Here is a 14,301-nt window from a genome sequence, read left to right as displayed (position 1 = left end):
CAGGGATGTTAACAACCGGTCCGCGCGGGACCAAAGACATATTGCCGGATTCAATCGGTCACTGGCAGTATGTGGAGCAGATTGCGCGGGATATTTGCAGTATCTTTTCCTATCACGAGATTCGCACTCCTATTTTTGAACATACGGAGTTGTTTCTTCGGGGTATTGGCGAAACCACCGATATCGTGGAAAAAGAGATGTATACTTTTATTGACCGAGGCGGTCGCAGTGTAACTTTACGGCCGGAAAATACAGCAGCTGTTGTAAGAAGTTTTTTGGAGCATAAAATGTATGCGGAATCACAGCCAACTAAGCTTTTTTATGTTGGCCCGATGTTCCGGTATGACCGTCCGCAGGCCGGACGGTTTCGCCAGTTTCATCAATTTGGAGTCGAAGCCTTAAGTGCCAGGGGACCAGGAATTGATGCGGAAATTATTATGTTAGCAGTTCAATTTTTGCAGCGGCTTGGTTTGGATGATCTGCAGCTTTATTTGAATTCAGTTGGCTGTCCTCAATGTCGTCCGGTTTATCGGAAAAAATTGCAGAATTTTTTGCGGCCAAATTTAGAAAAACTGTGTAAAGACTGTCAGTCACGATTTGAACGAAATCCTATGCGTATTTTGGATTGTAAAAATGAAAATTGCGGGCAGCTTTCCCAAGGTGCGCCGCAAGTAGCGGACTGTTTATGTGAAGACTGTCAGGAGCATTTCAGTCAGCTGCAGAAAATGCTCACCGCGGCCGGTGTTACTTATACATTGAATCCCCGGCTGGTAAGAGGTCTGGATTATTACACCAAAACTGCTTTTGAAATTCAATATGCGCCCCTTGGGGCACAAAGTGCAGTATGCGGCGGCGGGCGTTATGACGGGCTGATCGCGGAATGTGGCGGCGATTCAACTCCGGGTATTGGTTTTGCCATTGGCTTGGAACGAGTGCTGCTGGCCTTGGAGAAGCAAGGCTTACTGCCGGAAGCAAACAGACGACTGACCGTTTTTGTGGCTTCATTGGGAAATAATAGCGCCCAGGCTGGTGCAGTTAAGCTTTTATCGGCATTACGGCAGGCGGGAATTAAAGCGGATATGGATTATATGGAACGCAGTCTAAAGGCACAGATGAAACAAGCAAATAAATATTTAGCCCAGTTTACTGCGATCATCGGTGATGACGAGGCAGCTCAGGGAAAAGTGATGCTGCGAAATATGAAAACAGGTTTACAGGATTTGCTGGATGCAGACAAAGTTGTGCAGCAAGTGCAAGCCGGGATGGAGGAATAAAATTATGGATACAATGGAAGGTTTACACCGTACACATTCTTGCGAGGACTTACGAGCCCAGCATGAAGGCAGTGAAGTTGTCTTATGCGGCTGGGTTTCCCACCGAAGGGATCATGGGGGCCTGATTTTTATTGATCTGAGGGATCGTTCCGGTTTGGTGCAGGTAGTTTTTTCACCGGAAATGGATACGGAGGCTTTTAAAAAGGCCGAAGCGGTTCGCTCTGAATACGTGCTGGCAATTAAAGGAACAGTAAAGCGCCGAACAGCAGAGACTATCAATCCCAATATGTCCACTGGCGAAATTGAAGTGGATTGTACGGAACTTCGCGTCTTAAATGCCGCGAAAACACCGCCTTTCTATATTCAGGATCATATTGATGTGGATGAAACACTGCGGCTGCGATATCGCTATCTGGACTTACGCCGTCCGGAAATGCAGCGAAATTTAATGCTGCGGCACCGGGTCACAAAAGTAATGCGGGATTTTTTTGATAAGCATGGTTTTTGGGAAGTGGAAACCCCTATGCTGACTAAAAGTTCACCGGAAGGCGCCAGAGACTATTTGGTTCCCAGCCGGGTGAATCCGGGAAAGTTCTATGCGTTGCCCCAATCGCCGCAACTTTTTAAGCAGATATTAATGGTATCGGGTTTTGAACGGTATTTTCAGATCGTGCGGTGTTTCCGGGATGAGGACTTAAGAGCCGACCGTCAGCCGGAGTTTACCCAGCTTGATATCGAAATGTCCTTTATTGATCGGGAGGACATTTTAAAAATGATGGAGGAAATGGTTACCATCCTCTTTAACCAATGTATTGGGGCTGAAATTGCCACCCCATTCTTGCGATTAAGCTTTGACGAAGCGATGGCCCGCTTTGGCTCGGATAAACCTGATTTGCGCTTTGGAATGGAACTGATCGATATTTCATCGGCAGTAAAAGGTTCTAATTTCAAGGTGTTTGAAACCGTTTTGACTCATGGTGGGCAGGTTAAGGCCATTAATGTGAAAGGTAATGCGGCAATTCCCCGACGAGAACTGGATGGCTTGATCAATTATGTAGGAAATTATGGTGCCAAGGGATTAGCCTGGATGTGTTATACTGACGACGGAATTAAATCGCCGATTACTAAATTTTTCTCGGCTGAAATTATTGACCGGATTACAGCACAGACACAAGCTCAGACTGGCGATTTATTATTGATTATTGCAGACAAACCGAATATTGTAGCTGCTGCCTTAGGCCAATTGCGGCTGGAAATGGCTCGACGCTTAAATTTAATCGATCCGGACAAATTGTCCTTTTTGTGGGTCTTGGACTTCCCCATGTTTGAATTTAATGATGATGAAAAACGCTGGGTTGCCATGCATCATCCATTTACATCGCCAAGAATGGAAGATGTACATTATTTGGCAAGTGATCCGGGTCGGATTAAAGCAAAAGCCTATGATATGGTACTCAATGGTACTGAAATAGGTGGCGGCAGTATTCGGATTTATAACCGGGATTTGCAGGAACAGGTCTTTAAGACCATTGGGTTGACACCGGAAGAAGCTATGTCGAAATTTGGTTATCTTTTGGAAGCTTTTGAGTACGGAACTCCTCCTCACGGCGGAATTGCTTTTGGCTTGGACCGGCTGGTTATGCTAATGGCGAAACGAGCTTCGATTCGTGATGTCATCGCTTTCCCTAAAACTCAGAGCGCTACCGACGTTATGACACAAGCACCCTCTGAGGTTTCAACGAAACAGCTTAAGGAGCTTTCGATTAAAACGAATATTTTGCTCAAAAAGTAAACTGCTTTGGAGAAATCTTCTTGTCAGGCTGACTTGCAATTTGCTGATTTCTTTGATAAGATAAGTATGAAAAGTGAAATAACTTTAGCCCTACTGTGTGCGTGTAATGCCAATGTTTTGAGCCAACACATTTACTGCGGGAGCCTCGCTCTGATTATGGCGTGTATGCCTTTAAAAGGAAACATAAAGTAATCAGGAGGGCACCCACCTGCCGAGGCAGGTTCAAAACAGCGGCAGTACGGCATGGCGGGGTTTTAATTTAGCAGCGCTAACCCGATTTGAGTTAGTGTTTTTCTTTTTTTATATAGGATTTCGGTGATTTTGCGAGAATGATATAAAAAGCTGATTTAGCAAGCCAATGAAGGCCTTGCAATTTCAATTTTGAAATACTTGGTAAAGGGTGAGTAAGCGTGGATTTATTTTCACTTGCCAACAAAAATGATCTGCTTCAAGCTGCGCCGTTAGCGGCGCGAATGCGTCCAAGAACGCTAAAAGAGTTTTTGGGGCAGGAGAATATAATTGGACCCGGTAAGTTTTTGCCGAAGATGATTGCTGCGGATACGGTACCCTCCATTATTTTGTTCGGACCGCCAGGAACCGGAAAAACTACATTAGCACAAGTGATTGCTAATTCGACAAATTGCCAATTTGAAAAACTAAATGCTGTGGCAGCTGGTGTCAGCGATATTCGCAAAGTGGTGGAAGCCGCAAAAGAACGGCTGAAACTATATATGCGGCGTACGATATTGTTTATTGATGAGATTCATCGTTTTAATAAAGGACAGCAGGATGCACTATTGCCTTATGTGGAAGACGGGCGGATTATTCTCATTGGCGCTACAACAGAAAATCCTTATTTTGAGGTCAATTCTCCTCTGCTATCGCGGATGCGCGTTATACACCTGCAAGAAATCAGCTCTGCCGCAATGCAGCAAATTCTTATTAATGCTATGGGAGATTCGGAACGGGGACTTGGCAAGCTGCAATTGCAGTATGATAACGCTGCGCTAGAAAAGATTATTATTGTTGCCGGTGGTGATGCCCGGGTTGCGTTAAATATTCTAGAACAGGCGGCGGCTATGCTGGAAGCGGAGCAAAACAAAAATCTTACGATTCATGTAGTGGAAACTGTCGTTGGCGAAAAGTTACAAGTATATGATAAACAGGGGGACAATCATTATGATGTTGTTTCGGCGTTAATTAAAAGTATGCGGGGCTCGGATGCTGACGCTGCATTACACTATTTGGCCAGAATGCTGGCAGCCGGTGAGGATATTAAATTTATTGCCCGGAGAATTGTAATTTGTGCGGCGGAAGATGTGGGAAACGCCGATCCCCAGGCTCTCCAATTGGCCATGGCTGCGGCTCAGGCCGTTCAGTTTGTCGGTATGCCGGAAGCACGAATTCCGTTAGCTCAAGCCGTGACATACATTGCCGCCGCACCCAAAAGTAACGCCGCTTATTTGGGAATAGATGCCGCATTAAAGGATGTTCGCAGTAAATCATGCGGAAAAGTTCCACTTCATCTGCGGGACGCTCACTATCATGGCGCCAAAAAATTAAACCATGGCAGCGGATATCGTTATCCTCATGATTTTGCCGATGGCTATGTAAAGCAGCAGTATTTGCCTGATGAATTAAGGGGAACTGTTTATTATCAGCCCAGCGGCCGGGGCAAAGAAGGGGAATTTGCCAAAAGGTTAGCTGGTTTGCGAGACAGGCCGCCAGAAAATTGATACAGAATAATATCAAGTCTAACTATACAAAATATTTATAAAGGAGCTGAGACAGTATGAAAAGAATTTATTTTGACCATTCTGCTACTACCCCGGTAGATAGTGAAGTTGCTTCCGTAATGATGGAATATATGACGGATAAATTCGGCAATCCATCAAGCGTTCACTCCTTTGGAAGGGAAGTAAAAAAGGCGGTTGGCGAGGCCCGTGATCAGGTAAGCGACCTTATCGCTGCGAATAATGATGAGCTGTTTTTTACCAGCGGAGGAACCGAAGGCGATAATCTTGCCCTCAAGGGAGTTGCGTTGGCAAATCGCCAGCGCGGCAATCATATTATTACAACATCCATTGAACATCATGCCATACTGCATACTTGTGATTATTTAGAAAAGCAGGGTTTTGCCGTTACCTATCTGCCTGTGGATGAGAATGCCCGGATACGGTTGGAAGATGTCGAGCAGGCAATTACGGATAAAACGATTTTAATTAGTGTCATGTTTGCCAATAATGAAGTAGGCACTCTTCAGCCAATTGCGGAAATCGGCAAACTCGCCCGGGAGAAGGGAATTTATTTTCATACAGACGCCGTACAGGCAGCAGGAAATTATCCACTTAATGTAAAAGAATATAACATTGATTTATTAACTCTGTCCGGGCACAAATTTTATGGCCCGAAGGGAATCGGTGCTTTATATGTGCGCCGCGGGGTACGAATTGATGCGGTTCAGCATGGCGGCGGACAGGAACGGAGTCTGCGGGCCGGAACCGAAAATGTTCCGGGTATTGTTGGGCTGGGTAAAGCCGCTGCGATTGCGAAACGGGATATGACAAAAAAAATTGTTCATATAACGGCACTGCGGGACAAACTTATCAAGGGACTTCAAGAAAAAGTTTCTGATATTAAATTGAATGGGCATCCGGTTCTTCGTATGCCGGGCAGTGTAAATTTTAGCTTTTTAGCTGTGGAAGGCGAGTCGCTGTTATTAAATTTGGACTTAAAGGGAATCGCCGCATCCAGCGGTTCCGCCTGCACTTCCGGGTCGCTTGATCCTTCCCATGTTTTGCTGGCAATGGGTTTGCCCCAGGAAGTCGCTCAAGGATCTCTAAGAATTTCTTTAGGCCGTGACAATACCCAAGAGGAGATTGACTATTGTTTGGCAGTGCTCCCGGAGGTTGTTGACCGGTTACGCAATATTTCACCAGTAAATGCTTCTCGTAAAGGAAAGTGATTTCGATTATGTGTGCTAAAACCAGAGTGGTTGTAGCGATGAGCGGAGGGGTGGACAGTTCTTTAACTGCCGCCCTTCTTGTTCATCAGGGCTATGATGTAATTGGAGCAACAATGCAGATTTGGGATAACCAATCGTCCCAGGATGATCCGGAACATCGCGGCTGCTGTTCCCTGTCGGCAGTTGACGATGCCCGCAGAGTGGCGGAGAAGATTGGTATTCCTTACTATGTGCTGAATTTTCGTGAAATGTTTCAGGATACCGTCGTGAATTATTTTATTCGCGAATATGCCGCAGGCAAAACTCCCAACCCTTGTATTGCCTGCAACCGCTATGTAAAATTTGCGGGATTGCTGCAGCGATCAATGGCGTTGGGCGCAGAGTATGTGGCCACAGGCCATTATGCCTGCATTGAGTATGATGAACAGCGCAGACGCTATTTGCTGCGGAAAGGAATAGATCAGACAAAGGATCAGTCCTATGCGCTGTATCATTTGAATCAGCATACCTTGCAGCATTTTCTGATGCCCTTGGGCAAGTATAATAAAACGACAACCAGACAGCTGGCACGGGAAATTGGCTTAGCGGTTGCCAATAAACCGGATAGCCAGGAGATCTGTTTTGTACCCAATGATGATTATAAAAGTTTTTTGGCGGAAAAAGCCCCTGCAGCCCTGAAACCAGGCAAGATCGTCGATGTCAGGGGAAATGTTTTGGGTACTCACCAGGGACTGCCCCTGTATACTGTCGGACAGAGAAAAGGATTAGGACTTGCTGCCGGAAAACCCCTTTATGTTGTAGAATTGGATTTTACCGCCAATACAGTTGTCGTTGGTTCTAATGAGGATGTTTTTGCCAGTGAATTATTTGCCAACGATTTAAATTTTATTGCAATTGATCCCCCTGTAGAAGCCATCAGAGTGGAGGCTAAAATTCGCTATAGTGCTCAACCTGCCGCTGCTGTTATTTCACCTCTTCCGGGCGGAACAACGGTCCATGTGGTTTTTGATAAACCCCAGCGAGCGATTACCCCCGGCCAGTCGGTCGTGTTTTATGACGGCGATATCGTTATTGGCGGAGGAACTATAGCAAAAGTGGTACGGTGAGTCAATAGAAGAAAAAATTAGTTATATTGATGATTGCTTGGCAAATAGAATCTTTGATTTTTGGTTATAATAAGCTTACAATCTGTTTTGGAGGCCGGTAAATGGAAAAAATAAGCAGCTTATTAGGACTGCCGGTATTGGAAATAGAGACCGGAAGGCAGATTGGTGAGGTCTATGAAGTTGTTGTGGACATTGAGCAGGCAGCTGTATGCGGCATTATTCTTAAAGCAGCTAACTGGTTTGCCCAGGAACAGGGAATAGAGTTTAGAAATCTACACAGCATTGGCCGTGATGCCGTCATGGTCAGAAATTCTGCACTAATACAGGAGCTTTCAACCTTTGTTTCTAGCCGCAGCTATCATTTACGGGAGCTAATTGATAAACAAATTTTCACTGAAGCAGGGCTTCAACTGGGAACGCTTGTTGATATCCGATTTAATGCTGTTACCGGTGAAATTAGTGATTACCAAGTATCCGACAGCGTTGTTGGCGATTTATTGTCCGGACGACTGGCAATGCCCTTACCGCCGGTTCAGATAGTCGGGGAAGAAAAGTTGATTGTTCCTGAATCAATGGCTAAACTTCTTCATACTGAAAGTGATTCAATATAAGAGTGTGAGGTGTTTCAAGGTGATAACCTGTCCTGTGTGCGGGCACCGTTCTATTGGTAAAGTAGGGACCGATCAATATTATTGCTGGGATTGCTGTGTTGAATTTGTTTTACAAGGGCAAGATGTCAAAATCTATAATGTGCAAGATGACGGTACTTTAAGTTTATATGTTGCTCCTTCACAAGCTGCGATGAATTTACTTGGATAAAAGGGGTGATTAAATGAGTGGAAGATTTTGGCAAGGATTGGTGTGGGGTAGTATTTTAGGAACTGTTTTAGGAGCTGTAGTAACGCCAATAGCAAAGCCGCAAAAAAAACTTATGGCCGAACGCAGCAGGGATACGCTTCTGGATACTTCTCGCGGTATCGTGCGGCAAGCCAGACGGACCCGTAAGCGGCTGATGAAGAAAATGGATTTATAATGCTCCGGAGACCGTAGGTCTCCCTTTTTCATTCTCTTGATCAGGAGGTCTATATGGGTGCGACAAAGCGATCCGTACGCTTAGGCGTTATTATTTTTACCCTTGCCGCATTATTCTGCTTTTTATGGTTCGTTCGCAGCGGATTATATCCTTTTGTTATTGCTACTTTTTTGGCGTATTTGCTAAATCCGGCGGTTTGCTATTTGGAGGAGCAGGGAGTAAAGCGGGGTTGGTCAATCCTAATCATCTATTTCATTTTATTTAGTTCGCTTATTCTGGCAGGCATTAAACTTATCCCCATTCTATTGCGGGAATTGGAGGAATTCGGACAGGATATTCCGGAAATGGCGGCAAGAGGACAAGCTATGATTCAAGCCTTTCAAATCCAATATCAAAATTCCGCCTTACCTTATTCCCTGCGACTGGCCCTTGATGATTTATTGCTGACAGTGGAAAATAATATTCAGGAATTTATCGCTGCAATAATCAATGAATTTATTGAATTTTTCGGTCATCTTATCGGCGTGATGATTAGCCCGGTATTGGCTTTCTACCTTCTCAAGGAATGGTTTGAAATAAAGAAAAATTTGCTTCAACTGCTTCCCGCTGCCTGGCGTCTGGAAGCCGTTTTAATAGGACAAGATATTGATAAAGTGCTGTGCGGTATAATTAGAGGCCAGGTTATCGTAGCGGTCATAGTGGGGCTGTTGGTTAGTATTGGACTTTGTTTATTACAGCTTAATTTTGCCTTGCTTATAGCGCTGCTGGCAGGCATACTTGATTTCATCCCTTACTTTGGTGCCATTATCGGGGCAGCTCCGGCGGTGACCCTGGCCCTGTTGGATTCTCCTTGGCTGGCATTGAAAGTAGCACTTCTCTTTATTTTGATTCATCAGCTGGAGGGAACCGTTATTCATCCGAAAATAGTAGGTGAAAGCGTAGGAATGCATCCATTATCCGTTATTTTTTTTGCTTTTATCGGCGGAGAGGTGGGTGGAATGTTAGGTATGTTGTTAGGGGTACCGGTTGCAGCGATTGTAAAAGTAGTAATTTTTCACGTATATCGTCTGCTTGTATAGACGCCAATTATTGACAATGTTAGCTGAATTATGTATAATGCCATAAGAAATGCGCCCATACAACTGGAGGTTGATTAGGTTGATTAATATGACAGGAAATGAACTGCGCCAAAAATTTTTGCAATTTTTTGCCAGTAAAGATCATTTAGTATTGAAAAGCTATCCATTAATTCCAGAAAATGATCCGACATTGCTGCTAATCGGTGCAGGCATGGCTCCGTTTAAACCGTTTTTTACCGGCAAGATGAAACCGCCTCATCCTCGGATTACTACAAGTCAAAAATGTGTTCGTACCGGTGATATCGAAAATGTGGGACGTACCGCCCGGCATCATACCTTTTTTGAAATGCTTGGCAATTTTTCCTTTGGCGACTATTTTAAAAAAGAGGCAATTGCCTGGGCCTGGGAATTTATCACCACAGTTATCGAGCTGCCCCAGGATAAGCTTTGGATTACCATACATACAACCGATGATGAAGCATTTGATATTTGGACCAGAGATATTGGCGTTCCGGCTGAAAAAATTGTACGAATGGAAGATAACTTTTGGGAAATCGGACCTGGGCCTTGCGGTCCCTGCTCCGAAATATATATTGATTTAGGCAAGGAACGAGGTTGCGGCTCTCCTGACTGTGGGGTAGGCTGCGATTGTGACCGTTATCTAGAAATATGGAATTTGGTGTTTACGCAATATAACCGGGATGAAGCCGGCAACTATACTCCCCTGGCCAAAAAAAATATTGACACCGGTGCGGGATTGGAACGGATTGCATCAGTGCTGCAAAATAAAAGATCAAATTTTGAAACGGACTTGCTGTTCCCCATTATTGAACATGCTGCTCAATTGGCCGGAGTAACTTATGGTCAGTCACCCAAAACCGATATTTCTTTAAAAGTCATTGCTGATCATGCCAGAAGTATGACGGTGATGATCGGTGATGGCATATTGCCTTCGAATGAAGGCCGCGGCTATGTATTGCGTCGTATTCTGCGCCGGGCGATACGTCACGGACGCTTATTAGGAATTGAAAAGCCCTTTTTAGCGGACATTGTCGATATTGTGGTGGCTATGTTTGCCGAAGCATATCCGGATTTAATGGGAAAAAAGGAGTACCTGAAGAAGGTTATCCAAGTGGAGGAAGAACGCTTCCAGACGACTTTGGTCCAAGGCATGGAGCTCCTGAATCATCAGATTGAATTATTAAAGCACTCCGGCAGCAAAATTTTAGACGGAGTGACTGCTTTTAAACTCTATGATACTTTTGGCTTCCCTTGGGAACTGACACTGGAAATTCTTAAGGAAAATGATCTGGAACTGGATAAGGCAGTATTTGATCAATCAATGAACGAACAGCGGGAGAGGGCTCGCTTGGCCCGTCAGAATCACGAGGAGCGAGTCTTACTGCCGGATATGTCCGGTATATCGGTTGAAAAGCTTGTCTATAGTCCTGAAGCTGAAACGGCTAAAGTTGAGCTAATGTGGCGCGATGGAAAGATTGTCGATGAAGCTCATGACGGAGATGAGGTTGGCATTGTGCTTGATGTAACATCTTTTTATGCTGAAGGCGGCGGTCAAGTAGGAGATGCGGGTTTTCTGTTCGGACCACTGGGCAAGGTGCAAGTTACAGCTACCAAAAAACTGCCTAATGGAGCCAGATATCATATTGGACTGATTGTTGAAGGCGCATTCAATACCGGCGATACCGTTAGGATTGCTTTGAATACAGTCAGACATCAGGATACAACCCGCAATCATACTGCTACTCATTTATTACAAAGTGCCTTGCGGCAGGTTCTGGGAGACCATGTAAATCAGGCCGGTTCTCAGGTCGGACCGGATCGGCTGCGCTTTGATTTTTCCCATTTTGCGCCGGTAACACCAGAACAGCTGGACGAAGTGGAAACGATTGTTAATGAATTTATCATGCAGAATATTGCCGTCAGCATCATTGAAACGACTCAGGAACTGGCTAAAGAAATGGGAGCTACGGCTTTATTCGGTGAGAAATATGGCGACGTGGTACGAGTCGTAATTGTTGGTGACTGCAGTAAAGAACTTTGCGGCGGAACCCATGTATCCAGTACGTCAGAAATTGGGTTATTTAAAATTGTCAGTGAATCGGGCATTGGCTCCGGTGTCAGAAGAATTGAAGCGGTAACCGGCAGAGAAGCGCTTCAATATATCAAAGAAAAAGAAACTGTAGTGAAAAAGGCTGCTGCTATTGTAAAAGCCCGTCCGGAAGAAGTGATAACCCGGATAGACAGTATCATGCTGCGGCTGAAGGAAGTAGAGCATGAAGTAGCTGTACTTACAGCAAAGCTTGCCCAAACGGAGATTCAGGAATTGATGGCCAAAATGCAGGAAGTAAATGGTGTTCAAATCGTTGTCGGCCAGGTTATGGCTGCGGATATGGACGGACTGCGGTCGGTAGCCGATATGGCTCGCAATCGTTTAACTTGTGGGGTGGTAGTACTTGGCGCTGTGCATCAGGATAAAGTAAACTTTGTGGCGATGGCTACAAAAGCGGCGGTGGCTAAAAAGATCCATGCCGGCAATATTGTAAAAGCTGCGGCAAAAGTAGCCGGCGGCGGCGGCGGCGGACGTCCTGATATGGCGCAGGCCGGAGGCAGGCAGCCGGAAAAGATTCAGGCATCATTACAAACTGCATTGAACGTAATAAAAGATCAGCTTGGTTAATTTAGCGGGGCAGGGTGGCAGCAGCGGTCTGTCTCACTTTTTGTAGAATAAGTTTTACGATTGTAAGAGGAAAAATTTAGTGGCAGTAGAATATAGTGGTATATAGAAGGAGATAATAGTGGAGAGGGGGATGGGGAATGTCCAATTTATCACAAGAAACTATGATGTTCCGGGTTGACAGTGAAGAAGGTAATGCTGCGTCGGTCATCATCGGCAACGTATATCAGGCGTTAAAAGAAAAGGGATATAACCCAATTAATCAGCTGGTTGGATATTTGTTATCCGGTGATCCGACATATATTACCAGTCACAATAACGCACGAGGGTTAATCCGGAAACTGGAGCGGGATGAAATACTGGAAGAACTGGTGCGAGCTTATCTAAAAGACAAATAATCCGTGGATAATTCGGATGTATAGGCACATATTTAGGAGGAAGTATGCGAATACTAGCACTTGACGTCGGCGATAAAACTATCGGGGTGGCGGCAAGCGACGAATTGCTTTTAACAGCCCAGGGTGTGGAGGTGATTCGAAGAACTGGTAGAAAAAAAGATGTACTCAGATTGCGGGAGCTCATTGCGGCCTATGAGTCGGATGTTTTAGTTATTGGCTTGCCAAAAAACATGAACGGGACAATTGGCGCACGCTGCGAACTGGTACAAAAATTTGCTGAATCACTCATGAAGGAATTTCCCCAGGTTTCTATTCAGTTCTGGGATGAACGGCTATCTACCGTTGCCGCCGAGAAGTCACTGATTGCGGCTGATGTAAGCCGAACCAAACGGCGAAGGGTTATTGATAAGATGGCTGCAGTGTTTATCCTGCAAGGATATCTTGATAGTTTATCACACCAAAAACTTCCTTGACAGGATAAGTTTTCTAGTATAAAATTACACTACATTTAAAAATGAGGTGAAAAAATGGCTGATTTTGATAAAGAAGACCTTGAGGATACGGACGAAGACATTGTTGTTGTAATGACAGATGAGGAGGGTAATGAATTTTATTACCGGGAAGAACTGATTATTCCTGTGGATGACAAACGATACGCAATTTTAGTACCTATCGATATTGATGAAGAAGGCTGCGAATGCGAAGATTCCAGTTGTGATTGCTGCAGCGACGAAACAGACGTATACATTGCTAGAATTGATGTGGACGAAAATGGCGAAGAAGTATATGTAGACCCGTCCGATGAGGAATTTGAACAGGTTCGCGAGGCTTATGAAGAATTGATGGCCGATGATGATAATGAAGCCGAATAGGCTTCATTTTTTTTGCCTTTTTGTATATAATAGTAGTTATGATTTTGTATATAGAAGCAAGTGAGGTGACAAAATGCAGCAGTATAATACGACTACAGTAAAATGGCTCATAGTGGTAATGACAACGATTATAATTATAGTCAGCACCGTGTATGAGGGAAGGGTGACGCCGGTTGCTGCCAGTATTTCAAATCCGGTCATTATAACCGTACAGCCGGGAATGTCGGCTAATGAAATTGGCAATTTGTTATATGAACGAGGACTGATTCAAAGTGTGATGGTTTTTCATCTGGCGGCAAAGATGCATAACCTGGAGAATTCTTTACAAGCCGGAGAGTATGCATTTACCAGGGAGATGTCTGTGCAGCAGATTGTAGCCAGGCTTGCCAAAGGAGAAACGGCTTATCGACAGATTACGATACCGGAAGGTTACAGCGTTGAGCAAATTGCCAGGCTGGTAGAGGAGAAAAATTTAGGCAGCAGTGAAAAATTTAAAGCGGCGGCCCGGGATTATACTCCTTATGCGTATATGGCGACGGCTAATACAGGAGTTACTTATAAGTCGGAAGGCTATATTTTCCCTGATACCTACCGCATTGCCCGGGGGACAACGGAAGAGCAGCTGTTATCAATGATGGTCAGTCAGTTTGATGAGCAGTTTACGCCGGTAATGCGGGCAAGAGTTAAAGAATTAGGGCTATCGATACGAGAAGTTGTCATATTGGCTTCTTTAGTAGAGAAGGAGGCTCAATTGGCACAGGATCGTCCCCTTATCGCCGGTGCCTTTTTTAATCGTATCCGGCAAGATATGCCGCTGCAGTCCTGCGCAACGATTCAGTATATTTTAGGTTATCCTAAAGCGGAATTGTCAATTGAGGATACGATGATTGCTTCACCGTACAATACTTATCAAAATAAAGGGCTTCCTCCCGGGCCTATTGCTAACCCGGGAAAGGCGGCGATTCAGGCTGTTTTGTATCCGGCTGTGACAGATTACCTTTATTTTGTGGCGGATAAGCAAGGAGCGCATCATTTTAGCCGGACATATGAAGAGCATCTGGCGGCGATTGAGCAGGTACGTAAATAA

General features: G+C 44.8%; 13 protein-coding genes and 1 other RNA gene. All 14 read left to right on the top strand.

The window, feature by feature from the left end:
• The first annotated feature begins 5 nt into the window (after nt 1–5).
• The 14 genes from hisS (at nt 6) to mltG (ending at nt 14,301) form a co-directional block, all read left to right on the top strand.
• Nucleotides 6–1,274 (top strand): histidine--tRNA ligase, encoded by a 1,269-nt coding sequence (gene hisS / locus ABFC84_07485; protein ID MEN6412590.1) that lies wholly within the window; start codon nt 6–8, stop codon nt 1,272–1,274.
• Between the two features lie 4 nt (nt 1,275–1,278).
• Complete coding sequence (gene aspS, locus ABFC84_07480) at nt 1,279–3,066, top strand: aspartate--tRNA ligase (protein ID MEN6412589.1); 1,788 nt, start codon at nt 1,279–1,281, stop codon at nt 3,064–3,066.
• 84 nt (nt 3,067–3,150) lie between these two features.
• A non-coding RNA gene (gene ssrS / locus ABFC84_07475) (6S RNA) lies at nt 3,151–3,323 on the top strand.
• Between the two features lie 216 nt (nt 3,324–3,539).
• Nucleotides 3,540–4,802, top strand: a complete 1,263-nt coding sequence (locus tag ABFC84_07470; GenBank protein MEN6412588.1) for a replication-associated recombination protein A — start codon at nt 3,540–3,542, stop codon at nt 4,800–4,802.
• Between the two features lie 56 nt (nt 4,803–4,858).
• Complete coding sequence (gene nifS, locus ABFC84_07465) at nt 4,859–6,031, top strand: cysteine desulfurase NifS (protein ID MEN6412587.1); 1,173 nt, start codon at nt 4,859–4,861, stop codon at nt 6,029–6,031.
• Nucleotides 6,028–7,137: a tRNA 2-thiouridine(34) synthase MnmA gene (gene mnmA / locus ABFC84_07460; GenBank protein ID MEN6412586.1), complete on the top strand. Its 1,110-nt coding sequence runs from the start codon at nt 6,028–6,030 to the stop codon at nt 7,135–7,137. The genes nifS and mnmA overlap by 4 nt, the downstream gene beginning before the upstream one ends.
• A 101-nt stretch (nt 7,138–7,238) precedes the next feature.
• The gene (locus ABFC84_07455) at nt 7,239–7,748 is read left to right on the top strand and encodes a PRC-barrel domain-containing protein (GenBank protein ID MEN6412585.1); all 510 of its coding nucleotides are present in this window, start codon (nt 7,239–7,241) and stop codon (nt 7,746–7,748) included.
• Nucleotides 7,749–7,969: 221 nt separating this feature from the next.
• Nucleotides 7,970–8,170: a hypothetical protein gene (locus ABFC84_07450; protein MEN6412584.1), complete on the top strand. Its 201-nt coding sequence runs from the start codon at nt 7,970–7,972 to the stop codon at nt 8,168–8,170.
• A 53-nt stretch (nt 8,171–8,223) separates the two neighbouring features.
• The gene (locus ABFC84_07445; protein ID MEN6412583.1) at nt 8,224–9,249 is read left to right on the top strand and encodes an AI-2E family transporter; all 1,026 of its coding nucleotides are present in this window, start codon (nt 8,224–8,226) and stop codon (nt 9,247–9,249) included.
• An 88-nt stretch (nt 9,250–9,337) separates the two neighbouring features.
• Entirely contained in the window at nt 9,338–11,947 is a 2,610-nt protein-coding gene (alaS, locus tag ABFC84_07440; GenBank protein MEN6412582.1) for an alanine--tRNA ligase, read from the top strand.
• 137 nt (nt 11,948–12,084) lie between these two features.
• Nucleotides 12,085–12,342 carry an IreB family regulatory phosphoprotein gene (locus ABFC84_07435; GenBank protein ID MEN6412581.1) on the top strand — a complete coding sequence of 86 codons (258 nt, stop codon included), beginning with the start codon at nt 12,085–12,087 and terminating at the stop codon, nt 12,340–12,342.
• 44 nt (nt 12,343–12,386) lie between these two features.
• Nucleotides 12,387–12,815, top strand: a complete 429-nt coding sequence (gene ruvX, locus ABFC84_07430) for a Holliday junction resolvase RuvX (GenBank protein ID MEN6412580.1) — start codon at nt 12,387–12,389, stop codon at nt 12,813–12,815.
• A 54-nt stretch (nt 12,816–12,869) separates the two neighbouring features.
• The gene (locus ABFC84_07425; GenBank protein MEN6412579.1) at nt 12,870–13,214 is read left to right on the top strand and encodes a DUF1292 domain-containing protein; all 345 of its coding nucleotides are present in this window, start codon (nt 12,870–12,872) and stop codon (nt 13,212–13,214) included.
• A 73-nt stretch (nt 13,215–13,287) separates the two neighbouring features.
• Nucleotides 13,288–14,301, top strand: coding sequence for an endolytic transglycosylase MltG (gene mltG, locus ABFC84_07420; GenBank protein ID MEN6412578.1), 1,014 nt, complete (start codon nt 13,288–13,290; stop codon nt 14,299–14,301).

It is taken from the genome of Veillonellales bacterium (assembly GCA_039680175.1).
Classification (GTDB): Bacteria; Bacillota; Negativicutes; order JAAYSF01; family JAAYSF01; genus JBDKTO01.
This window is presented reverse-complemented; position numbering and strand designations above follow the sequence as displayed.

Coding starts and splice junctions, on each gene's coding strand:
- ABFC84_07455 (MEN6412585.1), top strand. CDS start 7,239: ATGGAAAAAATAAGCAGCTTATTAGGACTGCCGGTATTGGAAATAGAG.
- ruvX (MEN6412580.1), top strand. CDS start 12,387: ATGCGAATACTAGCACTTGACGTCGGCGATAAAACTATCGGGGTGGCG.
- ABFC84_07450 (MEN6412584.1), top strand. CDS start 7,970: ATGAGTGGAAGATTTTGGCAAGGATTGGTGTGGGGTAGTATTTTAGGA.
- mltG (MEN6412578.1), top strand. CDS start 13,288: ATGCAGCAGTATAATACGACTACAGTAAAATGGCTCATAGTGGTAATG.
- ABFC84_07445 (MEN6412583.1), top strand. CDS start 8,224: ATGGGTGCGACAAAGCGATCCGTACGCTTAGGCGTTATTATTTTTACC.
- ABFC84_07470 (MEN6412588.1), top strand. CDS start 3,540: ATGCGTCCAAGAACGCTAAAAGAGTTTTTGGGGCAGGAGAATATAATT.
- hisS (MEN6412590.1), top strand. CDS start 6: ATGTTAACAACCGGTCCGCGCGGGACCAAAGACATATTGCCGGATTCA.
- ABFC84_07425 (MEN6412579.1), top strand. CDS start 12,870: ATGGCTGATTTTGATAAAGAAGACCTTGAGGATACGGACGAAGACATT.
- nifS (MEN6412587.1), top strand. CDS start 4,859: ATGAAAAGAATTTATTTTGACCATTCTGCTACTACCCCGGTAGATAGT.
- alaS (MEN6412582.1), top strand. CDS start 9,338: ATGACAGGAAATGAACTGCGCCAAAAATTTTTGCAATTTTTTGCCAGT.
- ABFC84_07435 (MEN6412581.1), top strand. CDS start 12,085: ATGTCCAATTTATCACAAGAAACTATGATGTTCCGGGTTGACAGTGAA.
- aspS (MEN6412589.1), top strand. CDS start 1,279: ATGGATACAATGGAAGGTTTACACCGTACACATTCTTGCGAGGACTTA.